The sequence below is a fragment of the Methanolobus sediminis genome, from assembly GCF_031312595.1.
GTDB classification, from domain to species: Archaea; Halobacteriota; Methanosarcinia; order Methanosarcinales; family Methanosarcinaceae; genus Methanolobus; species Methanolobus sediminis.
On record NZ_CP133592.1, the window covers coordinates 2,712,621 to 2,738,352 of the forward strand.

Here is a 25,732-nt window from a genome sequence, read left to right on the forward strand (position 1 = left end):
TTTACCTCCTAATAGAGTCGATTTTGTTTCTTATCTTATTAGACAAGTTTCGATTCTTCATTTCTTCACTCTGTTTCATAGTTGCACTTAGCATTTTGCTTGTCAAGTCAATACCATAATCATTCACTTTGACCTTTCCACTCATAGTGCTTTGTAGATATTCGACTTCCTTGATACTATCTTCAACTTCTATTCTGGCCTGTGCCACTTCCTTCAATGCTTTTCCCGGAACAAAGTCTGATGTTTCCTCTTTTATTCCCAAGTTAAATGATGAGAAACTCGTTTTAGAAAAGGATTCATTCAGGGTCTGTTCAACTTCTCTTTCGATATCCTCCTCGGTATATGCGCTAAGTGGATTCTCTTCGAGCAGTTGTCTTGAATGTTCTTCGATAAGTTTCAGTACTGCATTTCCAAAGGCATTACCTGAAAGCAGGCAAATACCAGAAGCATATGCAAACGAAACATAGCTAACATATGGATATACCCATTTGTCCGAAAAGATCATTGCAAAGTAGATTATACCAAAAACAGAAGATAGAAAACCGATTATCATTACCCAGTTACTATGGACTCCGTAAGGTCGGCGCTGACTGATCATCAGGTTAATGCCTAATAAGATGAAAGAAAGCCCAACGCCCAATAGGCCATAAGTGGTTATTATTTCCGAAGGATCAGACGTTCTCCTGAGATGGACCATTATAGCAAATCCAATTGCACTTATGGATAGTATGAGGCCAGACAGGAATACCATTGACCCGAAATAGTACCTGAGTTTAGATTCCATTAATTATTATAAATATTATTCTTAATATATATTCTTTACTTATTATGTAATATTTATAAATATGTTTATATTTATATCTTTTTTTGCATAGGCTACACGTACTATAACTTTTGAGTATTAACAAAGTTTGAATGCTTGCAGGACTATTCACTTTGAATATGAAATACTTAGAATCAAATGAGCAAGCTACATGATTGTTTTTTATGTAGCAATGATCAAAAAATACGGAAGAATCCAGTTAATATCTGGATTTAAAAAACTTATATTACTTTCAGATACTCGAGAATATCATTAAGATCAGCATCAGACATCTGCCATCTTGGCATTACCAGATCAATTTGTTCTCCTTCAGGGTCGACACCATCCCTTATTGCCGCCTTGATATCCTCATCGGTAAAGACTTCATCTCCGGTGGTCAGGGTACTATAAGTAATGTCAGCTGGTATCGTATAGGCCATCATGACCGGTACACCACCTTTACCATCAACTCCATGACAGTTGACACAACTTCCACCATGTACGTAAAGCCAGTTAGGTCCATAGGTAAAAGCGATTTTCTGTCCGCTTTCATTGTAACCCGTGTAGTAGATCATTTCACCATTTGAAGTGAAATTTGTTTTCAGGTCCACACCATAAGGATAGATATAACCAGACCCCATCGTGCCATTCTCTGAATAATAACCGGCCCCCATCATTCCGCCTTCACCATAATATCCCTGTCCCATCATACCTCCTGGCTGATTATAGCCTGGCATATAAGCATAATTTGATTGCTGATTATTCATCATACTGATTACTACTACCAGTAGGATAATAATAATCAGCCCTATTAATGCAAAAAAGTACTTTTCTATTTTTTCCATTTCTAAACCCCACATATTAATGGAACAAAAAGAAATATAATATTTTGCTTCTTTCTGATATTTCAACGTCCCTTTTAAACTTAGTTTAAGCATGATTGGTATTCCATGTCTATCATTGACTTGCTAAGTTGCTGGAATCATGAGAAACTGATGTTCATCAGTATGAGATAAAATGACAGAATTCAGTATTTTTATATACCTTGAAGTTTCAACTTAAATAGTTAAAATATTACTCAACATTCTTATTAATGTTCATTAATTTTCCTTCAGGAAGATGTTATCATTGTAAAATGGGGGTGTCATATGAAGAATATCTTATTCATAATATTGATTTGTTCATTGCTTATCAGTGGGTGCACTGAGTCTGACGATATTAAAAAAGTAGAAAAAGGGGACTTTGTTTCTGTTAATTATACGGGAACTCTGGATGACGGTACTGTATTTGACACTTCCATGGAGGAAGTTGCAAGAAAAGAAGGAATTTACAATTCTGGCAGGCACTATGAACCTTTGTCTTTTGTAGCCGGGGAGGAACAAGCGATCAAAGGTTTTGATGATGCAGTAATCGGTATGGAGGTCGGTGATGTTAAAACAGTGGTCATCCCTCCAGAAAATGTATATGGTGTCTATTGTCCGGCGCTTCTGATATCTGTACCTGTAGAAGATTTTCACTCAGCGAATATCACTCCGGTCATTGGTCAGAAAGTGACCACTCAGAATCAGGTAGGCTTTATAGTTAACATCACCGACAAAAATGTTACTATTGACTGTAATGCCCAGTTGGCAGGTAAGACCTTGACGTTCACAATAGAAATGGTCTCAATAGAGAAAGCCTGAGGATATGGCTTTATCTCTAGTTCCACATTTCTAATCTCTCTTTAACATGAGAATTCAAGGTAAACGGTTAATTAGCTTTAGCATTCTTTTTCATGTCACGCAGAGCACTTTTAGAAAAACAGGCTTGCCGAAATCATGCCCACAAAAACCACCATGCCAGCAAGGCGATGATGAAATACGTAATATACATCACAGGAAGGTTGGTCTTACCTATTTTCACCCATGGGTAATAATCAACAAACTCCGGATTCCATTCTGAGAAATTGACAACCGGATTCACGAGAAACCAGGTAAAGTCCTCTATAACTATACATGAGAAGTAGGCACTACAAGTATTCCGAAAAGGCGGGTATTCCAGCCACCGATAACCAGCGGCAGGGTCAGCAGCAGGGGCCACATGACAAAGAAAAGATAGAAATGATAGGCTGTGAGGCTGACATGTTTACCAAACCGGATAGTCCAGCCAATCTTGCCGTGATTGCCTGCTCCTGCCTTCTACATATGCTTCCCAGAAGGCTGTAGCAATCATTGCAGCCCATATCCACACAAAGATCAGGTAAACATTTACAGTAATAATTGCTTTTTACTGCATATATTTTATTTGACAGAGATATGACAATTCAGTTCTTATGGGGATCAGCAAACTTAAGGTAGAGATAATTTCCATGTTTTCAACAAATATTTATTGGCGCAAAATCAATTATTTTTATGCCAAAATCTCCAGAACCAGATAAGCAATCGCTCAAAGTCACTGAACGTATAAATGCTACAGCGCTTGAATTACTCGAAAAACATCCAGAAGGTCTGCGCTGGTCAGAACTAACTTCAATGATCAGGAATTCAGATCCCACTTTTCATCCGAAGACTGTTAATGGATGTATCTGGAAACTGCTCGAAAAATATCCTGACAGGGTTTACAAGCCATCTAAAGGGCTCTTCAGATTGCTGAAATACAAATGAAGTTGACTACAAACAGAAAAGAGCTAGAACCGCATTGGTCTTTGTTACCTGAATGGCAACTTTAATGTCATTATGTTTTTCTATTTCAGCAGTTGGCATTTCAAAAGAACTGCCTTTAGCATGGGCTTCAAGTTTAACAGTCAATGCTGTGTTTCATATCCAATAACCGGTTCAATTATTGAGCAAAATAGGAGTATTACATTATTTTACGCAAAAAAATCTTTTTTGGAAAACTATAATTATCATCAATTACATTACCCATTTTTGGGAAGTAATCATGACAGTATTAAATTATGCTCTTTTAATAAAGAACGAATTGTTAAATGAAATGTCAGTTAACATTAATGAGCTGTGTGGCAAGTCTTCTGTTATTAATGGACAAGATGTAGTTGTAGAAAATGTGAAAATCGAAACAAGTCGTGTTGTAGATATATACAAACATCCGATGTACAATATTTACATGAATCATGAATTGAAATTCAAAGATGTTTCACTATTTGATGCAGTGTATCATGTTAGCATGCATTTTGGGAATGGAAGATAATTATTTTGCATTTCATCTGTTACAATTAAAATTTTAGGTGCCAGCAGGCTTATTTTGATATCAAGGTCATTCATCAAAACTCATTGAGATGTGCTTAGCTAAAATATCAGCTAATATTCAATATTTTAGTTACATTTTGATAACTATGTTCTTTCTAAGCTCAAAATATTATGCTATTGGCATTATTCAGGCAAAATAGCTTGCATAATGCATTATTTTCATAAAAAAGAGCTGAGGGTTTCTATATTCTCTATAAAAACGGGTTTGATATGTTATTAATCTATTATTTAGATTTAATACGTTTATTTTAAGCAAAACCATTATATTCATGATATTTCTTTACGAGAATGGTTTTAAATTGCCCTAATGGGCTAAAAGCTGGTGAAAAAAGGTTTATGGAAATAAGCACAGCTGTAAAAAAAGCAATTCGCTATAGCGTAGTTCAGAATATTCTGAAGCATTATCAATGCCCTGATACATGCGGAGCACATTGTTGCAGCAAGGGGCAAATTCACTTTTTCGAGGATGAAGTCAAAGTCCTGACAGTTTTGGATCAGGAAAAGGCTAAGAATATCACAAACGATGGTCTGTCCGCAGGACTTTACCAGATGAATGCACCCTGTTCTTTTCTCAATACAAGCGGCAGATGTGATGCATACAACAGTAGACCTACCGTTTGTGGTATGTATCCATTCAAGGTCAACACATCCGGCACTACCCTTGGTCTGCAGCCCTGTCCGATTGGATTTTTGATAATCCGGGATTTTGCAGAATGGATAATTGACACCTTTTCAAAATCAGGAGTCTCTGATGAAGAAAAAACCAGGATAAAAGAAGAATGGCAAAAAAATGTAGATTCATATGAAGCAGAACTTGTAGACTTCCACTTTAAACCGGTTCTTAAAGAGATGCAGATACCTTTTGATGAACTTGAAATGCTTTCAATGTTCCTGTCTTCAAAAAAAGCTAAGAATAGCTAATATTTTATAAATTACTTTATAAATGCATTTTTTAGCCTACATTTATTTTTTACTTATTTTAATTCTAGACTTTCCTCGAAAGTTTATCTAGATCTATTCATATAGAAACCGGTTTTTCGGATTATTATCTTAGAAAATAAAAGGTGGTTGGTTTGCCTATTTCTGAAACTTATGAGATTGTTGAGGTAATCCTCTCGCATTATTCTTGTCCGTCCAGCTGTAATGCTTTTTGCTGTAAAATAGCAGATATTAATCTGGATGAAAATGATCTGGAACGGTTAAAACAGGCATCTGAATATAAAGCCTATATGGTCAAGTCTTGTAATGAAGATGGAAAACAGCATAAGATATGTCCTCCATGTCCTTTTCTAATATTAGACCGATGCAGTGTATATGATAAAAGGCCAGCTATATGCCGATTGTTTCCATTCAACATCTGTGATCTTCCAGACGCATTGCTATTGTTCCCATGTGACATGGGGGCAAGTATATTCGAAGATTATGTGATATATTCTAATATAATCCTTAAGCAACCAATCTCAGCATCAACAATTGAGTCTTTTGCACAGTCACATTGTTCTTTCAGAACAAAATTAAATGAAGGGCTATATATTCCAATGCTTATCCTCAAAATCAACAAACTTGTAGCGTTTAAAGAATATCTGGAATCAGGACTCGGATTTAAGGGAAACCCGGAAATCCCAGTTTAATTTATTTTTGTTCACCGGTGAGAAATTACATCTGACCATTGCTTCCTTGAATTGCTTATTGGTGACAAAAAAGCCAACTGATGATTCTTCAAACAATGTTTTGAGAGCAAAACTTGCGTAAGTATTTTTTGAGCCTTTTTGTGGGAGTATGTTTTCCTTTATCCAATTGTCAATGGTTTTAATTTCAATATCGCTTAATTCGTAATCACCCATTTTATTTGCTCCTGTATTTCTAACTATACGCAGATTTAGACTCTCTATATAGGCTCATGGCTTTTTTAATGTTGTTCTTTCTCTACATAACCATGACTTGCTAAATAAAAAAAGTAAAAACCATCAACACAAAGTTTTATATAGAATAACATCAGTAACTGCATTCCGAGTACTCATCAGTCAACGATACAACTCAAAACACAGACTAAACTTGATTAAGGAGGATTATCATGCAAAAACCAGAAACTCATATATTCGTTTGCGCAAGCACAAGACTAAATGGAATGGTAAAGGGCGCTTGTGAGAACAAAAAGTCACACAACCTTGTAGGAATGTTTGCTGAAGAAGTAATGGACAGAGACCTTGAAGGTGAAGTGATGGTTACTGCAACCGGATGTGTAGGTCTTTGCGAGAAGGGACCAATAGTCATGATCTACCCACAGCAGATCTGGTATGGCGAGGTTACAGAAGGTGACATCGAGGAGATCCTTGATGCAGTAGAAGAAGGTGGAGTCGTAGACCGACTGCTCATTGATTAAAACTAAACACAAAACGTAAGGCGATTTATTCATTAAAACTGAATAAGTCGTTTTTATTTATCTTATTCATACTTTTTCTTTCCGTTTCTTGATTTAAGCATTTTAGATCTAAATTAGATATGGAAGCTTCGTGTTCTCAGTTAACTGTATAATCCCTGCTTATTACCATATAGATTCCTAATAAACATCTTTTAATCAATTAACACTCAAAACTGAGCAGTCTGAATATATATTTTGACGTTTGTCTCATTTTTTACTCATAACTTTTGATTTACTCTGGTTTAACTGGCCTAAAAGACAAAAAGTTATATGTCAGGGATGCCTGTACCAAAGGTATGAAACCCAAATTCTCAAAGAAGGTTCTCATCATCGGTTATGGTTCAGTTTCACAGTGTACCCTGCCGCTTTTACTGGACAAACTCGATGTTCCGTTAGAAAACATTACGTTAATAGATTTTGAAGACAAATCAAAAGCCCTGAAGAAATATACCAATCAGGGATTAACATTTGTCCGTGAAAAGATCACACCGGAAAACCTGACTCAGGTCTTATCCAGACACATGGATAATGATGGCCTGATAATAGACCTTTCATGGAATATTGATGCCATAGACATCATTACGTGGTGTCATGAACATAACGTGTTATACGTAAACACATCTGTAGAAGTATGGGACCCTACTGAGGATTTCCTTAATAGAAGCCTGCTGGAAAAATCCCTTTATTTACGCCAGATGAAATTACGTGAGCTTTCCCGTGACTGGAAGGACGCACCTACTGCTGTTGTAGACCACGGTGCAAATCCAGGTCTTATTACTCACTTTGTTAAGCAGGGTCTGCTGGATATTGCAGAACGCACCTGTGCTGATAAAAAAGTATCTCCTGAAGATGAAGAAGAGATCAGACAACTTGCTGAGAAAAGAGATTTTGCTCACCTTGCCCACAAACTTGGTGTCAGGGTTATTCACTGCAGTGAACGCGACACTCAGGTTGCTAACCGCGCAAAGGAAGTCGATGAGTTTGTAGGTACATGGAGCATAGAAGGACTTAGAGAAGAAGGAACAGCTCCTGTAGAAATTGCCTGGGGTACACACGAGAATAAGATGCCTCCATTGGCTCAGGTTCCGGACTTTGGCCCACAAAATGTTATTTTCATGCCACAGATGGGTATGAACACCTGGGTAAGATCATGGATACCCGGTGAAGAGATTGTTGGTATGGTTATCCGTCATGGAGAATCATACGGTCTTTCTAAACTACTGACGGTATGGGATGAAGATAAAGCTGCATTCAGACCAACTATTCATTACGCTTACATGCCATGTCATGATACGCTTTCATCTCTCTTTGAGTTGCGTGGCCGCAACTATGAGCTCCAGTCAAAGCTCAGAATAATGACAAATGAGATCGTTTCCGGTGAAGATATATTGGGTGCGCTTCTGATGGGTCATTCTTATAATTCATGGTGGACCGGAAGTGCATTGAGTATCGATGACACAAGGTCTCTTGCACCAGGTCAGAATGCTACAACTCTTCAGGTGGCTGCTGGTGTAGTAGCTGCCGTACTCTGGATGCTTGAGAATCCAAAAGAAGGAATCAGGACACCAGAAGATCTTCCACATGATTTTGTCCTGAATATTGCCCTGCCATATCTTGGTAATTTCATATCCACTCCATCAGACTGGACTCCACTTAAGAACCGTAAGGTATTCTTTAAGGAGAATCCAGCAGTGGAGCATGATTCTGATCCATGGCAATTTGAGAACTTCCAGTTTATTGGATGATCTTAACAAAATATTGAATAAATTAATGACTGGATTCACAATTAGATGTTAAGTCTCTTTGTGAGTCCATCATGTCTACTTTTAATTTTAAGTTGTTATTTATAGTGTAAAATATACTACTTATACTAAGTAATTATTCTACAATTATTCTACAATAAATGTGGGTTTATTAAAGAGGTCTGAAAATGGATTTTAATGAATTGACTATAGCAAGATATGCCAGCAGAAAATACACTGACAGGAAGATAGATGAAGAGACAATCGGGCAGATCAAGGAAATGATCAGGAACAGTCCTTCAGCTGTTAATGTTCAGCCATGGATGATCAAGATAATAGATGATGCCGAAACAAAAGAAAAACTTGCACCGCATGTATTTGGAGGACAGACTCAGGTTCCAAGCTGTTCACACATTTTAATCTTATGTGCAAATATTGAATGGGACAGCCATATTCAGGCAAATATAGAAGGCATGAGAAAGGCACAGGTTCCGGAACAGAATATCAAATATTACCAGATGGCAGTTGATGGTATGTTTGGTCGTATATCCGATGAAGAGAGACTTGTGGAATCACAGAAAAATGTGTATATAGCAGCAGCAGCAGCCATATTTGGAGCTAAGTCACTGGGTGTTGACTCATGCATAATACAAGGATTTGATGTAGATGCTCTCAGCAAGGTTCTTGATCTGCCAGCAAATCTTACGCCCACATTGATAGTTACTCTGGGTTATGCTGCAGATAGTCCAGTTCCAAAAAGCAGACTTCCTGAAGATGAAATATTCTGTTGAATAAGCCATCTTCTTTTAAATATTTTATTTTTCTGTTTTTTGAATATGTAGATATTTTCATTTTGTTTATTAAGAGCTGCTCTGTAAAAATCCTCGATATTTGGTCGAAGATTTAAACATACAATAATTTGGAATATATTACATTATAGTTATGAAAAGTCCCTGTTTTATCATACTGATGTTGATTTTAATGGGTTTCTACAGAGCCGAAAAATTGACAATAACTCCCACTCATCTCATACTCCATCACCCGTATAGAGAGTTTTACCCCCCACTCCCTTTCCACTCATACTCTTTTACTTTTTACGGAGGCCGAAAATGCTGCTTTTAAGATACAGAGGGAAGATATCTTGCAGCATTTCCGTGCAACCCAATTCTTTACGTTTTTCTACGGAGGAATTTCAAATGAGTTCTATATCGTATCACAGAATGGTTCTTTGTGATGTTTACTGCGTGGCAGTTTTTACCACAAACAATACTATATTTTTTAACTATATAAATATATCTGCACTTTACTATATAATGCGCATGATAATGATGAGATGTTTGTAGTTTTATTCCATATCAGTTTTTCACTTCTACACCCTGCTGCCTGCTCATCAATATTGTTGGCTTCTTTGCCAATGTAAGCAACAGAATCAGCCTTACATGCTTTCTTTCAAGTATTCCTGTTTCCCCATCAAGCTTTGATTCAGGATGATTGACATATTCTATAATTGTCCTGCTAAGTTGTTTGAAATAATGTGAACCTTGTTAATCTCTCTTGTCTCATAACTAATGAAAGGTTCTGTTTGACTGATATGGGATTGTTTGATGTCAATGAGCTTGAATTAATCAGTCATATTGAAGGATGAAAACCATGAATAGGTACACTTATAGGGTTAGGGAGCAAATTAAGCTATACATTTCGTCAGTGAAAATCAGGAAGGATTGATATGACCGAACGTCAGGTTGAAAGTGTGATAATCGAAATTCCTCAAGGAAGCCGTAACAAATACGAGTATGATAAAGAAAAGAAAATGATAAAATTCGACAGGATGCTTTATTCTTCAATGGTATATCCCTGCGAATATGGTTTTTTCCCCGATACCCTGGCACTTGACGGTGATCCTCTGGATGCCATGGTCATGACATGGGAACCCACGTTTCCCGGATGCATGATAGATGTTCATCCTGTTGCATTGTTTGATATGGAGGACGATAAAGGAAGGGATGAAAAGATACTCTGTGTTCCTGAGACTGATCCTTTGTGGAACTATATTGAAACGATCGAACAGGTTCCTCCTCATTTGTTAAAAGAGATCACTCATTTTTTCGGGACTTATAAGAATCTGGAGGACAAGCATGTGAAGATAATTGGCTGGAAAGGTCTGGAGGAAGCAGTCCATACACTTCAGGAAGCAAAATCCCGATATATCGAGTAAATGAAATGATATTTACGCTCTTAGTGTCATTTTAACTTTCGCTTTTCACCGAGTAATTTTTCTTTGTTGGGTCGGGTGTCATCTAATAAAAAATCTGCCCAATTAAGTCCAAGTTTATCGGTGTTTTCTTCCCAATATAACAAACGGTCATAATAATAATCTATCTTTTCCGTGACAGGTTTTGGGAAGTCATCTTTTCCGTATTTTAAGACTATTGCTGTCAATTCATAAAAGGACAAACCCAAAGCATGTGTTTCTACATGCACGGTGGCTCCGGCATGACCAATTGCATGACACAAAGCACCATATTCGCTGTCATTGATCTCTTTTGCTACAGCATGTGAATCTAAAATTGCCTTTTTTGCAATAGGCATTTTAACTTTGCCCCTTGCCCAATCCTCACAAAGTTCTAAACAGATTCTTGGTCTGTGTTCATCAGGATACTTTGCTTCAAACTGCTCCAAAGGTGCTTTTGCACAATCCAATGCCCACATTACAATGGTTCGGTGATTTTGTAGTTGAATTAATTTAATCAAATCTTGTAAGCATTGACTGTCGCGAGAAAACAATATTTTATTTTTCTTCTTTAATTTGATCTCTACATCTGAAAACATAGTCTAAATCCCACTAAGAAGTGAATATATATTTGATTGACGATTTAAAAAATAATTTATTTTGTTTAATGTTCAATAAAATCTACAGTGTATGTCTAATCAGTTCTAAGAGATATTGTTTGTTCAGAAGAGATGATCAAAACTGTTGTTCCTTACAACAAGAATCCACAGGTTGCTATTGAGCAGGAGTTCATAGATTACAGTACAGGCGATATTCTTAAAGGAAGGCAATATTGGAAGCCACTAAGTGATGTATTTCTAGATTACATAGATCATCCTGAAGCTAAGTTTGAAGGAGATATAGGAGTACTGCAAAGGAGACATCTTACTCCTACTGGATGCATGTATATTGGTAAGGAAGCCAATAAGGTTGAAATGCAGGAACTTGAGAGCAATACTATTGAGACCTATCCTGATATTGAAAAAATAAGAGAGTATGTACTCAACATTACTCCTGCTGAAGCTAGGAAAATAGGAATTAAATATAGGAGTACTCTTAAAAAATTGAAGGAAAGGGTGCAAGAAGAGGATTTTAACTTGAATACGAAGGAGATGAGAAAAGTATTGGAAAGTTTAGCTTGATAAATTAAACAAGCCATTTCAAATGTGGATAAGTGGCTTTAATCTCTTCCAATTCCTCTAATAAGTATAAGAAATAATTCTGAATAGCTTCAATGTGATCTTCTTGATTGAGGAAATAATCAATACTTTTTGATTGATAAATCCCCGCCCAGTTTCTTGTTTCGTTAAGGTTGAAACTACTCCATTTGTCAGAATTGGAAACTATTTGTTTCATTACTTTCATTATTTCGTTTCTTTCTAAAGCATTAGGCGAAACGTTTATTGATAAACTAACTTCTGGATAGGAGTCAATCTTTGAGTTATTCATTGAATATCCCATTACAATGTCAAATTTATCTTTTTGTATCTGAAAATAAACATACCTGTCTTGTTCTTTCAGTTGGTTTAAAGCTGTAGAATGTTGTGGTTTGTTCCCACCGACAATGCTTATAAACTTATCAATAACTGCTCCACTCATTGTTTCTTCCATCATTCTTCTCACACGTGGGAAGTTTGCTATTGTTAAAATATCAATGCTTGTAAATCGGTTGCTTCCTGACAAACCATTCTCCTCCATGAATTCCAATGTTTCAGTAATTAATATATTAGATATATTTTCATTAAATACTGATAAAAACTGATAAATTTGATTCCATCTAAATTGCTTAAACGTTAGGCTAGTACAATCTTTACAATTCTTGAAAATATGATCTTGGTCTTTTACATCAAAATCTCTTGTTATGTAAATTAGAGATTTTTTATTAATGTTTTTTATAGAATCTAAATGTTCTGCATATCTCTGCAATTGATTCTGACCTTCTTCAGACCCTATTTTACATTCTATGAAGATAAGTTCATTTTCAACATCATTTGATAATTCAATAAAAATATCAGGTCTACTTCCTGAAAAATGAGTATCTAATGCTCCAAATGATTCTTGTGTACTTACAAAAAAATCATTGAAACAAATGTTAGATATGTTGAAATCCTGAATCCATTTTGAAAGCAAATCACTATCTGATTTTAGCAAATATGTAAAAATTTCAGTAAAAAAGTCTTCTAAAGGAATTTGATTTGGATTCAGCTTTAATAAATTTGTAAAAAGTGACATCAATTAACCTATTAAATATTTTCTACATATTTCATACTAAAAAGATTCCTTACATTATAATGTTATGTATATGTTCTGATTTTGGATTTTTAATTTTACCCATAAAGAGTATGGTATCACTCATTCAGTGGAATGAGAATGCTGCAAATATATAAGTTAAATACACTTTACATAATGCAGAGAAAAAAATAAATATCACCATTTAAGAATATTAGTGATAAATAGTATAGCAACCAAAAAATGTTTATTCAACTATATTTGTAAATAAGTTAAAGATAGTGATGAGGTATTCTTATGATTTTTGATGAAATAACGCTCCGGTTAAAAGAAGGTACTACTATTCCTAAACCAGAAGCAAAAGAAGCATTCAAAATTAAAGGGTTAGGAAAAAGAAGAGAGGAAAAGGCTCTTATTTATTACATTCCAAATCACAAAAATCCAGATAAGCCTTATCAAAAAGGTATCACTGCGTCAGAGTTTGAGACTGCATATCAACAAATAACTAATAATGGCGAGTTCAGTAGAACTTGGTTTAATGAAAATTTGTCTGAATGTGCAAACGAAGGAGGATGTAACTTCACAACCATTGGTGGGATTTTTGAGCTTTTGGATTTAGCAGAGTATAAACCTGGGAAGTATGTGAAGAAATAAAATTAGTATTGTAGATAGAGCAATTTATTCTATATTCAATAATAATTCTATTATTTATCAGTTCTTTCTTTGATTAAATGTAATTGAGATTTACCAGAGTTATTTAAAATCTGCATATTTGTGGATTCTCTGGAAAAGTAATATTTTTGTTTCCTGCAAAAACACCGTACACTTTTTAAAAAACACTAAAAATTGACACTAAAAAATAGCGTACACTTTTTTCGCCTTGTATATATCCCTATTTTAATGTGCGAAAGGTAAAATTAGAACCAATTTGTTCAGTAAGCATCTTAAACGAGTTCTCTCTACAACCGTTCACAGAGGATCAAAACTATCAGACGTACAAAACATCAGTATGTCAAACAAAACTCTACTGTACAGGTTCTAGAGCTAAATAACCTTGTACTTTTATGATATTGAACTTCTGACCTTTCTTGAAACCTTCATACTCGATCAGATTTTTTGGTATGGTAGGTCTGTACTGACCATTATACTTTTGCAGTGTAGTTGTCATAAAATCACCCAGGTAAGCTATTTGCTGCATAAATCATAAATCATAAATCATAAATCATAAATCAGAAGTTAAAGATATCTTTATTGTTGAATAATAATTCATCAAAAATCAAACGAATGGCTGCCAAACAATGGATGATATTGATATAAATTCCGGGAACAATGTAAGGAACAATAACAATCCTGAGCAGAATGACGAAATAGTAATGCCAGGTTCTATTACAAATTCTATTGGTATGGATTTTGTACTCATACCTTCAGGAGAATTCTCTCTGGACTCATCTGAGTTCAAGTATGATGTAATATCAGATATTTCAATTCCTGAACCATTTTATCTTGGAAAATTTCAGGTAACACAGAAACAGTGGAATGCTGTAATGGAAAAATGCCCATCTTGCTTTGAAAGCCACAACAGACCAGTAGAATGTATTACCTGGAATGAGGTCAGGGAATTCATTGCAAAACTGAATGAACTGGAAAAGACTGATAAATACCGTCTTCCTTCTGAACTTGAATGGGAGTATGCATGCAGGGCCGGAACTGATACCAAATACTTTTTCGGAGATTCTGACAGGGAACTTGACAAATATGCCTGGTATTATCAGAATTCAGAACACATGACCCATCCGGTTGGACTAAAAAAAGCAAATCCATGGGGTTTGCATGACATGTATGGAAACGTTTGGGAATGGTGTCAGGACAGATACCACAGAAATTATGAAGAAGCTCTTGCCGAAGGCAGTGCATGGGATTTTGTAGGTAGCATAGGAATAGTTCTACGTGGTGGAGGATGGGTCAGTTATTCTGAAAAGTGCCGTTCATCATATAGAAGTAGTTTTGATTCGGATTATGGTTCATATTCTGTGGGTTTCCGTCTTCTTATGACATTATGATTTCCAGTTAAGCTTTAAATATCCGGGAATCTTCCACTTATTATGGAAAAAAGTACTTCTAAGACAGAATTCCATAATATTGATGAATACATTGCACTCTTCCCAAAGGACGTACGGGATAAGCTGGAAGAGTTGAGAATAGTGATTTTGGAAGCTGCACCGGAGGCCGAAGAAGTTATCAGTTACAAAATGCCGACATTCAGGTTGAACGGTATTCTTGTTCATTTTGCTGCCTACAAAAATCATATTGGATTTTATCCAACTCCTTCAGGAATTACTGCATTTGAGGAGGAACTTTCTGGGTATAAACATTCTAAAGGTTCTATCCAGTTTCCGCTGGATAAACCTATACCTTTTGATATTGTCAAAAAAATTGTGGTTTTCAGAGTTAGAGAAAACAAGGCAAAAACGAATCTATGAAATAAAAAGAAGTTCAATTGCTTATCAGGTTGGGATTATGAAAGCTGTTGTATATGAAAAATATGGTTCACCTGATGTCCTTGAATTTAGGGATATAGACAAACCTGTTCCAAAGGACAATGAGATTCTTGTAAAGATACATGCGACCACTATAAACAGGACTGATTGTGGACTTCGTAAAGCTGAACCTTTCATTGCAAGATTCTTCACTGGTTTGATCCGTCCGAAGAATAAAGTACTTGGATCAGAGTTCTCCGGAGTCATTGAAGCAATAGGCAGGGACATAAATAGATTCCAAACAGGTGATAATGTCTTTGGTCACAGTGGCGATAAGTTTGGGACACATGCAGAATATACATGTTTAACAGAAAATGACCCTGTAGTACTTAAGCCTCAGAATATGACCTACGAGGAAGCAGCTTCAGTCTGCGACGGTGCAACGCTGGCATGGACATACCTTAGCAGGGCTGATATTCAGAAAGGATACAAAGTCCTCGTCAACGGGGCATCAGGTTCCATTGGTTCAGCTGCAGTCCAGCTTGCAAAATACTGTGGAGCAGAAGTAACCGGAGTATGCAGTACCGCCAATGTGGAAATGGTTAAAGCTCTTGGAGCAGACCGGGTGATAGATTATACAAAAGATGATTTCACAAAAGATGCCCGGAAATACGAGGTTGTTTTTGATGCGGTAGGAAAAAGTTCATTTTCACGTTGCAAGAACATCATAAAATCCGGTGGGATCTATTTCTCTACCGAACTGGGATTCATGGCCCAAAATCCATTCCTTGATATTCTGACATCGAAAATTGGTAACAAAAGAGTGATGTTCCCTCTTCCGAAATACAAAAAAGAAGATGTCCTGTTTTTTAAGAAGCTTATTGAAGAAGGTCATCTAAAAGCTGTAATAGACCGTTCTTATCCACTGGATGATATTGTGGAAGCTTACAGGTATGTTGAAACCGGGCATAAAAAAGGAAATGTTGTAATCACCCTTCAATAACTGTATTTTCCATATTTTTCAAGAATATGACTTTTGGGTCTTATTTTTTAATTACAATATTTCTAGTCTCACAAGCCTTTTATTCAAAAAAGTTTATTTGCCTGCAAAATTATATGGAAGTGAATGTGATAAAAGGAATATTAATAATATTGCTATTTTTGCTGATATCGCCAGTTAATATTGTCTATGCTGAAACTGGTGTAGATTATGATGCTTACAAAGATAAGTGGGATTTGCTTTATGAAGACAAAAGCAATTGGTTGTGTTTTGATTATTCAATAGATTATGCAAGAAATCATCCCGGATGGGGTATGGTTATTCTTTCACCGTCACCAGCTTTTAGATTTCAACCTCATATGGTTAATTACAAAATAGAAGGAAATATGCTGTATATCCATGAACCACAGGCTAATCTTACATATGAGCTTGAAATTGTAAACGGTTCTATGAATGTTCCTTTATACGACGATTTTCCAAATTCATTCTCTAGCCAGTGGACACGACCAACTTATTTCTATTTTATTCCCAACGAGTCAGGAGTTCTAAGAACCTATTATTCTTTGCAGGATAATCGTAACGAGTTTTTTGATTATGAAAACATAAGCAGCTCTAATATATCTCAAACAATGGAAATAGAGTCGACAATGGAAGAACTGAATCAAAGTTCTGTAATCGTGATGTGTGAAAATAGTACTGGAAATCAAACAGGAAATAACATTTCTATTATTGAGAATACAAGCAAAGTTTCAATAGGATCAAACAATGATACTCCAGATAATGCAGACACTATTAAATCTGAAAGTTTTACAGCGAAAATCATTAATTTTGCAAAATCTCTTTTTGGGATCTGAATACTACGATTCTTTAAGTGAGATCTATTTTTCTTTTTTATCTGTTTTTTTATAGATCTCATAAAACAAGTGACAGTTAATTTTAAGTAGTATTAGCTAAGTAAATGACTTCCGTTTACAATCAGAATACTATCAATTCAATAACTAGCAAGTAAAATCTGTTCGGAGTAATTATTATGAAAATGCCTACACAAATCAAGCATGCTTTGATAGAAGCAATGATATCACAATACACTGAAGATTTTCCTTCATGTAAAATAAACCAGGAACCTCTTACATTCCAGGTTGCTGTAGGCAAAATCCTTGAGGATGCGGAAGTTTTCGGAATCACAGAATCTGATATCAAAGAGACAATATCAGCAAACCCGGATTCTCTCTCATTAACTGATGATTCAGAATCAGTACAGTTCATTCCCCCATTTACAAGAGAATGTGATTCTTACAACAAGCTTCTTGAGTACATGCAGGAAAGCACAAAGGCAAATAAGAAGTTTACAGTAGAATATGATTCTACAATAAAGGAATCCCTGATATACAACTTCTTTAGCGGAAACATTGTACTCATGGTCCCTGAAGAGATGACAAGCCTTGCACAACTAAGATTTGCACTCATGGCAGGTGGAAGCAAACTCCGTGCCATTATGGATGAGACCGGCGGATGGATCTATGTGTTCCCCAAATATATCATGGAATCCATGGAATGTGGCAAAATGCCTTCAAGAGACACAAACGTCAATATGGTGATTGCAAGCTACCTTGCAGATGTTTTCCCTGAACAGGGCTGATCACTCTCTCCTTTTTTCTTTTCTTATTCCAATGTTCGGCTCTGGTCCGTCATAGGACAATTTAGCGCAAATCCATTACTTTTAGGGAGCTTTTACTTTTAGGGAGCTTTTTATACTATGCAAAAGAGAATAATATCTTGATGACTCCTAGTCCGGCGGTTTCAGGAGTTACAGAAGGAAAGGTACTGTTTCCTTTGTATATGATCACTTTCATAGGTACTCTGGGTTTTGGAATAATTCTTACATTTCTCATATTTCTTGTCGCTGATTTTGGCGGGAATGCAATAGTATACGGATTGCTTGTGTCAACATATCCTGCATTTCAGCTGATAGGTGCTCCTATACTCGGGAAGTGGTCAGATATCTATGGCAGGAAAAAGATACTACTGCTCAGTCAGATAGGAACAATGATAGCCTGGTTCATCTTCCTTATTGCCCTTTTCCTACCGGTTACCTCGCTGGTATCTGTAAATTCCGGTCTGCTTGGAACATTTATCATAACTTTACCCTTACTTGTTCTCTTCTTTGCAAGGGCCCTGGATGGTATCACCGGAGGGAATGTCTCCGTAGCAAATGCTTATCTTGCAGACGTAACACCTGAAGAAGAAAGGAACAAGAACTTTGGCAGGATGTCTGTTGCCTCGAACCTTGGATATGTGGCTGGCCCTGCTCTTGCAGGTATTCTGGGAATTACCATATACAGAGAACTGATTCCTGTATCAGCAGCATTTGTCATATCAGTTGCAGGCACTATTATCGTTATGTACATGCTACCGGAAACACATATGTGCACCTTGAAAGAATATATAAGACCGGTAGGAATCAAGAAGATACTTGGACAGGAAGCTAAGGAGTGTTATCAGGTTGAAGGTGTCAGGAATATCTCTTTCAGGGAGATATTCCGTTTGGATCACATCCCATTCATCCTTTCATTATATTTCCTGATATTTCTGGGCTTTAATATCTATTATACAGCCTTTCCGGCTTTTGCCGTTGATATCCTTGAATGGAACCCTGCACAACTGGGTATCTATTTTTCCATTATCAGTGCAATGATGGCATTTATTCAGGGTCCGGTATTGAGCAGACTATCAAAAATATATTCAGAGTCCATTCTATCGATCACAGGTTGTTTTGTTCTTGGACTCCAATTCATACTGATAGCCACAGGTAACTTGTTCCTGATCTATCTTGCAGGAGTGTTCTTTGCTTTTGGGAACGGGATAATGTGGCCATCCATTATGTCATTGCTATCGAAATTTGCGGGAAATGTCTATCAGGGATCCGTACAGGGTTTTGCCATGAGTGGTGGCAGCCTTGCAAGTATAATAGGATTGCTTGTTGGGGGTTTATTATACACACAACTGAAAGCAGTATCATTCCTGATAGCCGGTGGAGTGATATATCTGGTATTCCTGCTATCCTTCAGACTAATAAAGGCTGAAAGGAAAAGAGCGGAAGAGATGATTGACCACAGAACCTGATCATTGGGACTATATACAAAGTTCCAGGACTAAGTAAAACAAAGAACAAATACTCCTGGGAAAATATTTCACCAAATAATATTTGTGAACACCCATAATCCCTAAATACAACATTCATTAAATATAGTAACGGAGGTTACAGGATATGGTTTCATCCATAGTGATACTTATTATTTGTCTGGTGGGATTTGCAGCTATTCACAGTTTACTGGCCAGTCTTCCGTTCAAGCGTTTCATCAGACGCTCTCTGGGTTCCCGGGCCGATGAACTGTACATGCCTGTCTACAATCTCATTGCGGTGATAACCATTATTCCACTGGTATACCTGCTTTACAAGAACCCCGGAGAGTTCCTGTACATAGTACCATCTCCGTGGCGTTGGTTAATGGTTGGTGGTCAGGTGATAGCTTTAATAGTTGGCCCAAGAGCACTGAGGGATGCACCACACAGGTTCCAGTTAAAGGCCCAGTTATCGGCACCAAATTCACCGGATTCGATCCATCTTAACATACATGGTGTTTACAGGTGGATAAGAGATCCATTCCTTCTCTCAGGACTTGTCATTATGTGGTTAACTCCTTTTATGACAACTAACCTGCTCATTATCTACATACTGACTACGATTTACCTAATTATGGGTTCAATTCATTGGGAAAGCAGATTAGTAGCTCAGTTTGGAGATGAATACCGTGATTACCAGAAACACGTCCATAGGATTATTCCCCGACTCAAAGCTTATTATGATAAATAATCCAGTTTGATTTTTTTTGAAACAGCCTTCCAAAAAATATATACTAGTTAATTACCCATTATCAGATGATTTATATGATGCACGAAGACCGAAGCAAAATGTCAGAAAAGACTTTGAACCTGAAAAGAGCTATTGATTCTTTAAGAGAAGAACTGGAAGCAATTGACTGGTACAATCAGAGAGTAGATGCTTGCACTGATGAGAACCTTAAGAAAATCCTTATCCATAACGCAGATGAGGAAAAAGAACACGCAGCAATGCTACTTGAGTGGATCAGACAGCATGATGACGCCTTCGCACATGAGCTAAAAGATTACCTTTTCTCTGAAGAAGAAGACATAGCAAGCCTTGAAGAATAAGGCTTAATCTTTTTTTTATTAAACTTACTTTTTCCAAAGATCTATTTGATCCTGAAATATGAAAATGGAAGCAAAAAGCCTCCATTTAAAATTAAATCTCGCTTATTCCATGATGATGCAGATGGCGTCCTGAATAGCATACTACAGGTCTGTGCAGGTCAATATCCAGAGCTTCCTTGAGGACATCTTCAATTGTATCTACCGGCACGAATTTCAGCTCATTTCTTACTTCCTCAGGTACATCTTCAAGATCCCTTTCATTCTCATGCGGAAGAATGATCTTCTTTATACCAGCTCTGTGTGCTGCAAGCACCTTCTCTTTGATACCTCCGACAGGCAAGACCGCACCACTAAGGGTAACTTCACCTGTCATGGCAAGTTTTGAATCAACTGCCTTTCCGGTAATCAGGGATGTCAGTGCAGTAAGCAGCGTTACACCTGCAGACGGACCGTCCTTTGGTGTAGCTCCTGAAGGCACATGGATATGGATATCACTTTCTGTAAAATCAAAGCTGTTTGCAGTGTTTGCAAGCCTTGACTTTACAAGACTCAGTGAGATCTGTGCTGATTCCTTCATCACATCACCAAGCTGGCCTGTAAGTGTTAGTTTACCCTTACCCGGCATGAAAGTACCCTCTATGAACAGGATATCTCCTCCAACAGGGGTCCATGCAAGTCCGGTTACAACACCAGGTACATTCTCCTTACGTGCCTCATCCTGACGTATCAGTTCTTTGCCAAGTATCTCTTTTAGCATGTCAGCATGTACAACATATGGAAGTTCTGCATTTCCTGATACTATCTTTTCCGACACGAATCTTGCAGTTCTTGCAAGCTGCTTTTTCAGACCTCGAACACCTGCTTCCCTTGTATAATGGTCAATGATACCATCCAATGCTTCCTCATCAATCTGAAGCATATTTTCATCAAGCCCGTGATCTTCCAGTATATCCGGAAGCAAATGGTCCTTTGCAATTGCAAGTTTCTCATTCTTTGTATAGCCTGATATCTCAATTATCTCCATTCTGTCAAGCAATGGACCTGGAATGGTTGAGAGAGAGTTGGCAGTTGCTATGAACAATACCTCGGACAGGTCGTATGGGACTTCCAGGTAATGATCAGAGAAAGCATTGTTCTGCTCCGGGTCAAGGACTTCAAGCAATGCACTTGCAGGATCTCCGGAGTATGAAGATGAAAGCTTGTCAATTTCATCCAGTATGAACACAGGGTTTCTGGTTCCTGCCTTCTTGATACCCTGAATTATCCTTCCAGGCATAGCTCCGATGTACGTCCTGCGATGTCCGCGGATCTCAGCTTCATCCTTGACACCTCCAAGACTTACACGTACATATTCCCTGCCAAGAGCATCTGCGATACTCTTACCAAGACTGGTCTTTCCTGTACCGGGAGGACCCGTAAAGAGAATTATTGAACCCTGCTTCTCATGCTTTAGTTTCATTACAGCAAGGTGCTGGATAATTCTCTCCTTTACTTTCTCAAGGCCATTGTGATTGTTTTCAAGGAATTTGCGTGCTTCGTTGATGTCAATGTCCTTTTTCTCCCCGGTTGTCCATGGGAGATCAAGCAGAAGGTCAAGGTAATTTCTGATTATGTTGGCTTCAGGACTCTGGGAACCTGCTGATTCCAGTTTTCTCAGTTCTGAAGTGGCTTTCTTGTGGATCTCTTCAGGCATGCCAGAATTGTCTATTCTTTCCTGATAGCCGCCTTCACCTGATATCGGGTCATCGGTTTCATTGAGTTCTTCCTTGATCACCTTGATCTGTTCACGCAGCATGGCTTCACGATGCGTCTTGTTCATCTTTTCGCCGACCTTCTTTGCAAGTTCCATCTGAAGTTGGATGTTCTCTTTTTGCTTTACCAGTATGTAGAAGAACTTCAAATAGCGTTCACGAATGGAAAGTGTTTCCAGCAGTGCCTGTTTTTCTTCAAGGTCTATAGGCATATAAGGTGTGACATATCCCATTATCTGGTCAATCGACTCCATATCATTAATGGGTTTGAGGAAATGTTCTGAGCGCTGGAAATTTTCTCCTATATTGCTTATAGTACGCTTAATATCATGAAGGACAAATGCATGCATACCCTCATCGAGATCTTCTATATCAGGAAGTTCTTCATATGTTGCATAGAACATTTCATCTTTCTGATACAAAGAAACGACTTTAATTCTTCCGGCAGATTTTGCAGATATCAGGTAACCTTCACGGGCAGGAGTTACGGATTCGATTTCAAGCAGGTTTCCTACCCTATAGAGATCATCTTCTCTCATTTCAGTAAGCTTTGCATCCTCTTTTAGGGTCAGGCCTACTGCGTATGTTGTTTCCTGTTCATTCTCCATCTTTGAGAGCAATATCTCTCCGGCATTTTTATCAGCCAGGAATTTTGTGTGGCTTTCAGGATAGACTACTATCTCAGAGAGCCTGATTATTATACTCTCATTTTCTATGTTGTTTTTTTGCGTTGTCATTATAATAGTCTCTATTTCCAGCTTTTTTGGCTGCTTTGTAGTTAGTTAGTCTTTACCTAATAAAAGATTTACAAAAAAAATCATTTTATTTTTTCCAGAATATTTACAAGCACTTTTAACTCCTCTTCGGTTAATGAGTATGCCATTTTTTCAGTTAACTGGAACAAAGCTTTCTGTTCGCAGCGACATATTGTCTGTCCTTTTTCAGTCAGACAAATATGGAACACCCTACCATCTTCAGAAGATCTTTTTTTATAAACACATTCCATTTGAATGAACTTATTGATCATCTCTGAAATTGTGGGCTTGGAGTTACTGGTAACTTCAGCCAGTTTGCTGAATGTTATTTCTCCATACCTGTCTATTATTTTCAGGTATCCGATCTGTTTCAGGGTAATGTCCGGTAATCCGCATCCACATAGGATATCAGATGAACACTCATTTTTTATTTTGAAAAGATTCTCAAAGATCAAAAATAAATGTTCTTTATTCCCTGTCATATCTCAATCTGATTATTTAGTTAGGCTTTACCTAAATATATAGTTTTTGGCTGATTTGCAGGTGAAAATACTTAAATCAATAATAAGCAAGAAACCACCGATTAAAACCGGTGGCAGCTCACTCGTTCAGAATCGATCTGGCAGAGATCTTCAGAGAACATTAGTAAAAGGCATATAGTGTAAATATTAGCAGCAAAATCGTTAATACGGGCCAGTATAGCACTTTTATTATGAGGTTGTTCTCATAGTCAATTATCTTTATCTTTCTTTTTGATGCAAACAGGATAGAATCCGCTGCAACAGCCAGGATTGCCAGATACATTGCGAAGTAGAAATATTCCAGATAGATTATGCCACCTGTTGAAAGACTATCTCTAAGTGATACCTGTGCTACGATAAGAACGAATAACAATGCAGCGCAGTGCCCTAATACACCTGAAGAACTGAAACCGTAGTAACTCGCAGCTCCCTCTTTTTTTGAGATTAACAACAGATCGGCAAATATAAGAAGTGCCACTACTATCAATGGGCTCATGTACGAGACGAATGGATTTATGAAATCCCTTTTCACAACCACATTAAAATAGAGCTCCGGCCTGTTTTGATGATTGTAATCTTCCAGTCCAAAATTAGTGTTGTAGCTGTTGTCCCTATAACTGAAATAGCTCTTCTGGATATCCCATCCCCCGAGTACAAAATCCTTCTCAAGGCCCGGTTTTAATTCTGGAGAGAGTGTGTCATAGGAATCCAGGTCGGGTACAAGAACAACGTTATCATCAAATCCTTTATCCCATAACCGGATCCAGATATTTTCTTTATCAAAAGGATATTTGGAATTATCAAATTGCTGGCGCAGTGTGGTCTCGAAATACCAACCTATAACTCCCTCCGTTTCATATGCTTTTTCAATGCTTGTTCTAATAGTTGTGGATTCAGATTCCGGGAAAATAACTCCGGGGATTATTCCCTCAGTATTATTTTTTTGCCAGATGTAGCCTGTTACAGCCACGTTATTAGAACTTGAAAATTCTATGGACTGAAGAAAGATCCCGGTAGGAACTTTTATTGTATCTTCGGATGCTGCCGTATTATTGGATACTTTATTCAAAGTTACTTCTAAACCGGCCCTGTCGAAAACTTTCGCATCGTAATTTTCCTCAGTGAGCTTATCACTCATATTGAGATACCATATGTTTCCTATACCGGCTAAGCACAGAATAGACAGAATAATTGCAACAGCCCAAAGGCTTCTGGAACTACCTGTTTCTACATGAAAGATGAGAGCGGAAAGGAAAAACACAAAGGCTATAAAAGCCATGGAAATTTTGATCGATGTGTGTTGCTGGAATATCTTTTCCTCTTGCAAGATCTCCTCTTCGACAAAGGCAACTCCCATTGTCCAGTTTGTTGAGGGAATATTATTGAAGAATACATGGAATTCCTGGCCTGTAAAATCATTGGAATAAGTGAAATTATCCACTCCAATAAGCATATTTTTATGTATAGCCTCTAGAGTTTTGTCTGTCTCTGTTAGATCGGATATATTCTGACCAAGGTATTCCTCAATTGGGTATGAAACAATGGTTCCATCCTCTGTGATGATAAAACCGTATCCGGTATTCCATAGGTCAAGTGACCCGACGATATTTCTCACACAATCCAGAGAATAGTCACCTGTAATAATTCCGGCAGGAGTTTCAGGTACAGATGCATTGTAAAAAGGAAGGGCATATACAACCAATATTTGCTTACTTGTTGTTCCGAAATGAGGTTCAACCCACCCAGGGCCTTTATCCATCGGTTGGTGATACCATATGGTTCTGATACCAGTTTTATTATCTGGCTGTGTGTAATCGTAATTCTCCTCGATCTGTTTCAATTGGAGGCCATTCGGTTCCCTTATGACATAGGGAGCATAAAGGCCTGAATCATTCATCAAATGTTTAACAGAGGGATTATATGCAACAGTAATGCCATAAAATTCCGGATGCTCCTCCAATGTTTCATTTATCTTTTGCACAACCTGATCTTCTTTTATCTCACCAGAACTCAAATCTTCTGCAATTGATGTGGTGACCTCCATCATGATAGAGAGGCTTTGATCAATATCATCTGCTGCTTCCACAGCTTGATTTTCTGCTTTGATCGTGGCATGTAGTCCGAGTTCCTCAGAGGTTTCTTGCTCGCTGATCAGATGTACCAGCAACACAAAACTCACTACACAGAGCACTAAGAGGACTCTAAATATTAACTTCTGGAATTTTTCGGGTTGCATCTTTAATTGCTTCCTTTAATTTTACTATTCATTCAACACTGCTATGGCTC

At 37.3% G+C, this 25,732-nt stretch carries 29 protein-coding genes; 19 read left to right on the top strand and 10 right to left on the bottom strand.

Going from position 1 to position 25,732, the window contains the following annotated elements:
* Nucleotide 1: 1 nt before the first annotated feature.
* Together RE474_RS13355 and RE474_RS13360 are read right to left on the bottom strand one after the other, a co-directional pair.
* On the bottom strand, nucleotides 2-784 hold the full coding sequence (locus RE474_RS13355; RefSeq protein ID WP_309310857.1) for a cell division protein CdpA domain-containing protein: 783 nt from the start codon (nucleotides 782-784) through the stop codon (nucleotides 2-4).
* 260 nt (nucleotides 785-1,044) lie between these two features.
* Nucleotides 1,045-1,539 carry a c-type cytochrome gene (locus RE474_RS13360; protein ID WP_309310858.1) on the bottom strand — a complete coding sequence of 165 codons (495 nt, stop codon included), beginning with the start codon at nucleotides 1,537-1,539 and terminating at the stop codon, nucleotides 1,045-1,047.
* A gap of 411 nt (nucleotides 1,540-1,950) precedes the next feature.
* On the opposite strand from RE474_RS13360, the gene RE474_RS13365 reads away from it, so the two are divergent.
* The gene (locus tag RE474_RS13365; protein ID WP_309310859.1) at nucleotides 1,951-2,484 is read left to right on the top strand and encodes an FKBP-type peptidyl-prolyl cis-trans isomerase; all 534 of its coding nucleotides are present in this window, start codon (nucleotides 1,951-1,953) and stop codon (nucleotides 2,482-2,484) included.
* A 708-nt stretch (nucleotides 2,485-3,192) separates the two neighbouring features.
* Entirely contained in the window at nucleotides 3,193-3,444 is a 252-nt protein-coding gene (locus tag RE474_RS13370) for a hypothetical protein (protein WP_309310860.1), read from the top strand.
* 6 nt (nucleotides 3,445-3,450) lie between these two features.
* On the opposite strand, the gene RE474_RS13375 is transcribed toward RE474_RS13370, so the two are convergent.
* The gene (locus tag RE474_RS13375) at nucleotides 3,451-3,588 is read right to left on the bottom strand and encodes a hypothetical protein (RefSeq protein ID WP_309310861.1); all 138 of its coding nucleotides are present in this window, start codon (nucleotides 3,586-3,588) and stop codon (nucleotides 3,451-3,453) included.
* A gap of 133 nt (nucleotides 3,589-3,721) precedes the next feature.
* Between RE474_RS13375 and RE474_RS13380 the strand changes: the two genes are divergently transcribed.
* The 3 genes from RE474_RS13380 to RE474_RS13390 all read left to right on the top strand — a co-directional run bounded on the left by RE474_RS13380 (nucleotide 3,722) and on the right by RE474_RS13390 (nucleotide 5,678).
* Complete coding sequence (locus tag RE474_RS13380) at nucleotides 3,722-3,988, top strand: hypothetical protein (protein ID WP_309310862.1); 267 nt, start codon at nucleotides 3,722-3,724, stop codon at nucleotides 3,986-3,988.
* A 395-nt stretch (nucleotides 3,989-4,383) separates the two neighbouring features.
* Nucleotides 4,384-4,968, top strand: coding sequence for a YkgJ family cysteine cluster protein (locus RE474_RS13385; protein WP_309310863.1), 585 nt, complete (start codon nucleotides 4,384-4,386; stop codon nucleotides 4,966-4,968).
* A 152-nt stretch (nucleotides 4,969-5,120) separates the two neighbouring features.
* Nucleotides 5,121-5,678: a YkgJ family cysteine cluster protein gene (locus tag RE474_RS13390; RefSeq protein WP_309310864.1), complete on the top strand. Its 558-nt coding sequence runs from the start codon at nucleotides 5,121-5,123 to the stop codon at nucleotides 5,676-5,678.
* On the opposite strand, the gene RE474_RS13395 is transcribed toward RE474_RS13390, so the two are convergent.
* The gene (locus RE474_RS13395) at nucleotides 5,637-5,891 is read right to left on the bottom strand and encodes a hypothetical protein (RefSeq protein WP_309310865.1); all 255 of its coding nucleotides are present in this window, start codon (nucleotides 5,889-5,891) and stop codon (nucleotides 5,637-5,639) included. The two genes, RE474_RS13390 and RE474_RS13395, sit on opposite strands and share 42 nt — an antisense overlap.
* A 230-nt stretch (nucleotides 5,892-6,121) precedes the next feature.
* Between RE474_RS13395 and RE474_RS13400 the strand changes: the two genes are divergently transcribed.
* From RE474_RS13400 to RE474_RS13415, 4 genes are all read left to right on the top strand, one after another.
* Nucleotides 6,122-6,430 (top strand): NAD(P)H-dependent oxidoreductase subunit E, encoded by a 309-nt coding sequence (locus tag RE474_RS13400; protein WP_309310866.1) that lies wholly within the window; start codon nucleotides 6,122-6,124, stop codon nucleotides 6,428-6,430.
* Nucleotides 6,431-6,765: 335 nt separating this feature from the next.
* Entirely contained in the window at nucleotides 6,766-8,214 is a 1,449-nt protein-coding gene (locus RE474_RS13405) for a saccharopine dehydrogenase NADP-binding domain-containing protein (RefSeq protein WP_309310867.1), read from the top strand.
* 185 nt (nucleotides 8,215-8,399) lie between these two features.
* Nucleotides 8,400-9,002 carry a nitroreductase family protein gene (locus tag RE474_RS13410; RefSeq protein WP_309310868.1) on the top strand — a complete coding sequence of 201 codons (603 nt, stop codon included), beginning with the start codon at nucleotides 8,400-8,402 and terminating at the stop codon, nucleotides 9,000-9,002.
* Nucleotides 9,003-9,937: 935 nt separating this feature from the next.
* Nucleotides 9,938-10,426: an inorganic diphosphatase gene (locus tag RE474_RS13415; RefSeq protein WP_309310869.1), complete on the top strand. Its 489-nt coding sequence runs from the start codon at nucleotides 9,938-9,940 to the stop codon at nucleotides 10,424-10,426.
* A 26-nt stretch (nucleotides 10,427-10,452) separates the two neighbouring features.
* Here RE474_RS13415 and RE474_RS13420 read toward each other — a convergent pair whose 3' ends face one another.
* Nucleotides 10,453-11,040 carry a putative immunity protein gene (locus RE474_RS13420; protein ID WP_309310870.1) on the bottom strand — a complete coding sequence of 196 codons (588 nt, stop codon included), beginning with the start codon at nucleotides 11,038-11,040 and terminating at the stop codon, nucleotides 10,453-10,455.
* A gap of 132 nt (nucleotides 11,041-11,172) precedes the next feature.
* On the opposite strand from RE474_RS13420, the gene RE474_RS13425 reads away from it, so the two are divergent.
* Nucleotides 11,173-11,622, top strand: coding sequence for a hypothetical protein (locus RE474_RS13425; RefSeq protein ID WP_309310871.1), 450 nt, complete (start codon nucleotides 11,173-11,175; stop codon nucleotides 11,620-11,622).
* A 4-nt stretch (nucleotides 11,623-11,626) separates the two neighbouring features.
* On the opposite strand, the gene RE474_RS13430 is transcribed toward RE474_RS13425, so the two are convergent.
* Complete coding sequence (locus RE474_RS13430; protein ID WP_309310872.1) at nucleotides 11,627-12,712, bottom strand: PD-(D/E)XK nuclease family protein; 1,086 nt, start codon at nucleotides 12,710-12,712, stop codon at nucleotides 11,627-11,629.
* Nucleotides 12,713-13,006: 294 nt separating this feature from the next.
* On the opposite strand from RE474_RS13430, the gene RE474_RS13435 reads away from it, so the two are divergent.
* The gene (locus RE474_RS13435; protein WP_309310873.1) at nucleotides 13,007-13,363 is read left to right on the top strand and encodes a hypothetical protein; all 357 of its coding nucleotides are present in this window, start codon (nucleotides 13,007-13,009) and stop codon (nucleotides 13,361-13,363) included.
* Between the two features lie 370 nt (nucleotides 13,364-13,733).
* Here the strand turns inward: RE474_RS13435 and RE474_RS13440 are convergent, their stop codons facing one another.
* Nucleotides 13,734-13,877, bottom strand: coding sequence for a hypothetical protein (locus RE474_RS13440; protein WP_309310874.1), 144 nt, complete (start codon nucleotides 13,875-13,877; stop codon nucleotides 13,734-13,736).
* A gap of 130 nt (nucleotides 13,878-14,007) precedes the next feature.
* Here RE474_RS13440 and RE474_RS13445 point away from each other — a divergent pair, with 130 nt between their 5' ends.
* The 8 genes from RE474_RS13445 to RE474_RS13480 all read left to right on the top strand — a co-directional run bounded on the left by RE474_RS13445 (nucleotide 14,008) and on the right by RE474_RS13480 (nucleotide 20,419).
* Nucleotides 14,008-14,769: a formylglycine-generating enzyme family protein gene (locus RE474_RS13445; RefSeq protein ID WP_309310875.1), complete on the top strand. Its 762-nt coding sequence runs from the start codon at nucleotides 14,008-14,010 to the stop codon at nucleotides 14,767-14,769.
* Nucleotides 14,770-14,811: 42 nt separating this feature from the next.
* Nucleotides 14,812-15,189 carry an iron chaperone gene (locus tag RE474_RS13450; RefSeq protein ID WP_309310876.1) on the top strand — a complete coding sequence of 126 codons (378 nt, stop codon included), beginning with the start codon at nucleotides 14,812-14,814 and terminating at the stop codon, nucleotides 15,187-15,189.
* Nucleotides 15,190-15,226: 37 nt separating this feature from the next.
* Nucleotides 15,227-16,189 (top strand): NAD(P)-dependent alcohol dehydrogenase, encoded by a 963-nt coding sequence (locus RE474_RS13455; RefSeq protein WP_309310877.1) that lies wholly within the window; start codon nucleotides 15,227-15,229, stop codon nucleotides 16,187-16,189.
* A 113-nt stretch (nucleotides 16,190-16,302) separates the two neighbouring features.
* Nucleotides 16,303-17,040, top strand: a complete 738-nt coding sequence (locus tag RE474_RS13460; protein WP_309310878.1) for a hypothetical protein — start codon at nucleotides 16,303-16,305, stop codon at nucleotides 17,038-17,040.
* A 176-nt stretch (nucleotides 17,041-17,216) separates the two neighbouring features.
* A complete protein-coding gene (locus tag RE474_RS13465; RefSeq protein WP_309310879.1) occupies nucleotides 17,217-17,825 on the top strand; it encodes a hypothetical protein in 609 nt (202 codons plus the stop codon).
* 140 nt (nucleotides 17,826-17,965) lie between these two features.
* Nucleotides 17,966-19,309, top strand: coding sequence for an MFS transporter (locus RE474_RS13470; protein ID WP_309310880.1), 1,344 nt, complete (start codon nucleotides 17,966-17,968; stop codon nucleotides 19,307-19,309).
* A gap of 145 nt (nucleotides 19,310-19,454) precedes the next feature.
* Entirely contained in the window at nucleotides 19,455-20,060 is a 606-nt protein-coding gene (locus RE474_RS13475) for a methyltransferase family protein (RefSeq protein WP_309310881.1), read from the top strand.
* Nucleotides 20,061-20,158: 98 nt separating this feature from the next.
* Complete coding sequence (locus tag RE474_RS13480; RefSeq protein WP_309310882.1) at nucleotides 20,159-20,419, top strand: ferritin family protein; 261 nt, start codon at nucleotides 20,159-20,161, stop codon at nucleotides 20,417-20,419.
* 91 nt (nucleotides 20,420-20,510) lie between these two features.
* Here the strand turns inward: RE474_RS13480 and lon are convergent, their stop codons facing one another.
* The 3 genes from lon to RE474_RS13495 form a co-directional block, all read right to left on the bottom strand.
* Nucleotides 20,511-22,907, bottom strand: coding sequence for an endopeptidase La (gene lon, locus RE474_RS13485; RefSeq protein ID WP_309310883.1), 2,397 nt, complete (start codon nucleotides 22,905-22,907; stop codon nucleotides 20,511-20,513).
* Nucleotides 22,908-22,987: 80 nt separating this feature from the next.
* Nucleotides 22,988-23,407 carry a MarR family winged helix-turn-helix transcriptional regulator gene (locus RE474_RS13490; protein ID WP_309310884.1) on the bottom strand — a complete coding sequence of 140 codons (420 nt, stop codon included), beginning with the start codon at nucleotides 23,405-23,407 and terminating at the stop codon, nucleotides 22,988-22,990.
* A gap of 160 nt (nucleotides 23,408-23,567) precedes the next feature.
* Nucleotides 23,568-25,613 carry a cache domain-containing protein gene (locus tag RE474_RS13495; RefSeq protein ID WP_309310885.1) on the bottom strand — a complete coding sequence of 682 codons (2,046 nt, stop codon included), beginning with the start codon at nucleotides 25,611-25,613 and terminating at the stop codon, nucleotides 23,568-23,570.
* Between the last annotated feature and the right edge of the window lie 119 nt (nucleotides 25,614-25,732).

Bases quoted from the DNA above. Each gene is read 5' to 3' on its own strand.
- RE474_RS13380 (WP_309310862.1), top strand. From the start codon at position 3,722: ATGACAGTATTAAATTATGCTCTTTTAATAAAGAACGAATTGTTAAAT.
- RE474_RS13440 (WP_309310874.1), bottom strand. From the start codon at position 13,877: ATGACAACTACACTGCAAAAGTATAATGGTCAGTACAGACCTACCATA.
- lon (WP_309310883.1), bottom strand. From the start codon at position 22,907: ATGACAACGCAAAAAAACAACATAGAAAATGAGAGTATAATAATCAGG.
- RE474_RS13360 (WP_309310858.1), bottom strand. From the start codon at position 1,539: ATGCCAGGCTATAATCAGCCAGGAGGTATGATGGGACAGGGATATTAT.
- RE474_RS13490 (WP_309310884.1), bottom strand. From the start codon at position 23,407: ATGACAGGGAATAAAGAACATTTATTTTTGATCTTTGAGAATCTTTTC.
- RE474_RS13480 (WP_309310882.1), top strand. From the start codon at position 20,159: ATGTCAGAAAAGACTTTGAACCTGAAAAGAGCTATTGATTCTTTAAGA.
- RE474_RS13425 (WP_309310871.1), top strand. From the start codon at position 11,173: ATGATCAAAACTGTTGTTCCTTACAACAAGAATCCACAGGTTGCTATT.
- RE474_RS13415 (WP_309310869.1), top strand. From the start codon at position 9,938: ATGACCGAACGTCAGGTTGAAAGTGTGATAATCGAAATTCCTCAAGGA.
- RE474_RS13420 (WP_309310870.1), bottom strand. From the start codon at position 11,040: ATGTTTTCAGATGTAGAGATCAAATTAAAGAAGAAAAATAAAATATTG.
- RE474_RS13405 (WP_309310867.1), top strand. From the start codon at position 6,766: ATGAAACCCAAATTCTCAAAGAAGGTTCTCATCATCGGTTATGGTTCA.
- RE474_RS13475 (WP_309310881.1), top strand. From the start codon at position 19,455: ATGGTTTCATCCATAGTGATACTTATTATTTGTCTGGTGGGATTTGCA.
- RE474_RS13470 (WP_309310880.1), top strand. From the start codon at position 17,966: ATGACTCCTAGTCCGGCGGTTTCAGGAGTTACAGAAGGAAAGGTACTG.
- RE474_RS13395 (WP_309310865.1), bottom strand. From the start codon at position 5,891: ATGGGTGATTACGAATTAAGCGATATTGAAATTAAAACCATTGACAAT.
- RE474_RS13365 (WP_309310859.1), top strand. From the start codon at position 1,951: ATGAAGAATATCTTATTCATAATATTGATTTGTTCATTGCTTATCAGT.
- RE474_RS13410 (WP_309310868.1), top strand. From the start codon at position 8,400: ATGGATTTTAATGAATTGACTATAGCAAGATATGCCAGCAGAAAATAC.
- RE474_RS13450 (WP_309310876.1), top strand. From the start codon at position 14,812: ATGGAAAAAAGTACTTCTAAGACAGAATTCCATAATATTGATGAATAC.
- RE474_RS13465 (WP_309310879.1), top strand. From the start codon at position 17,217: ATGAAAATGCCTACACAAATCAAGCATGCTTTGATAGAAGCAATGATA.
- RE474_RS13460 (WP_309310878.1), top strand. From the start codon at position 16,303: ATGGAAGTGAATGTGATAAAAGGAATATTAATAATATTGCTATTTTTG.
- RE474_RS13355 (WP_309310857.1), bottom strand. From the start codon at position 784: ATGGAATCTAAACTCAGGTACTATTTCGGGTCAATGGTATTCCTGTCT.
- RE474_RS13455 (WP_309310877.1), top strand. From the start codon at position 15,227: ATGAAAGCTGTTGTATATGAAAAATATGGTTCACCTGATGTCCTTGAA.
- RE474_RS13435 (WP_309310873.1), top strand. From the start codon at position 13,007: ATGATTTTTGATGAAATAACGCTCCGGTTAAAAGAAGGTACTACTATT.
- RE474_RS13445 (WP_309310875.1), top strand. From the start codon at position 14,008: ATGGATGATATTGATATAAATTCCGGGAACAATGTAAGGAACAATAAC.
- RE474_RS13370 (WP_309310860.1), top strand. From the start codon at position 3,193: ATGCCAAAATCTCCAGAACCAGATAAGCAATCGCTCAAAGTCACTGAA.
- RE474_RS13400 (WP_309310866.1), top strand. From the start codon at position 6,122: ATGCAAAAACCAGAAACTCATATATTCGTTTGCGCAAGCACAAGACTA.
- RE474_RS13430 (WP_309310872.1), bottom strand. From the start codon at position 12,712: ATGTCACTTTTTACAAATTTATTAAAGCTGAATCCAAATCAAATTCCT.
- RE474_RS13385 (WP_309310863.1), top strand. From the start codon at position 4,384: ATGGAAATAAGCACAGCTGTAAAAAAAGCAATTCGCTATAGCGTAGTT.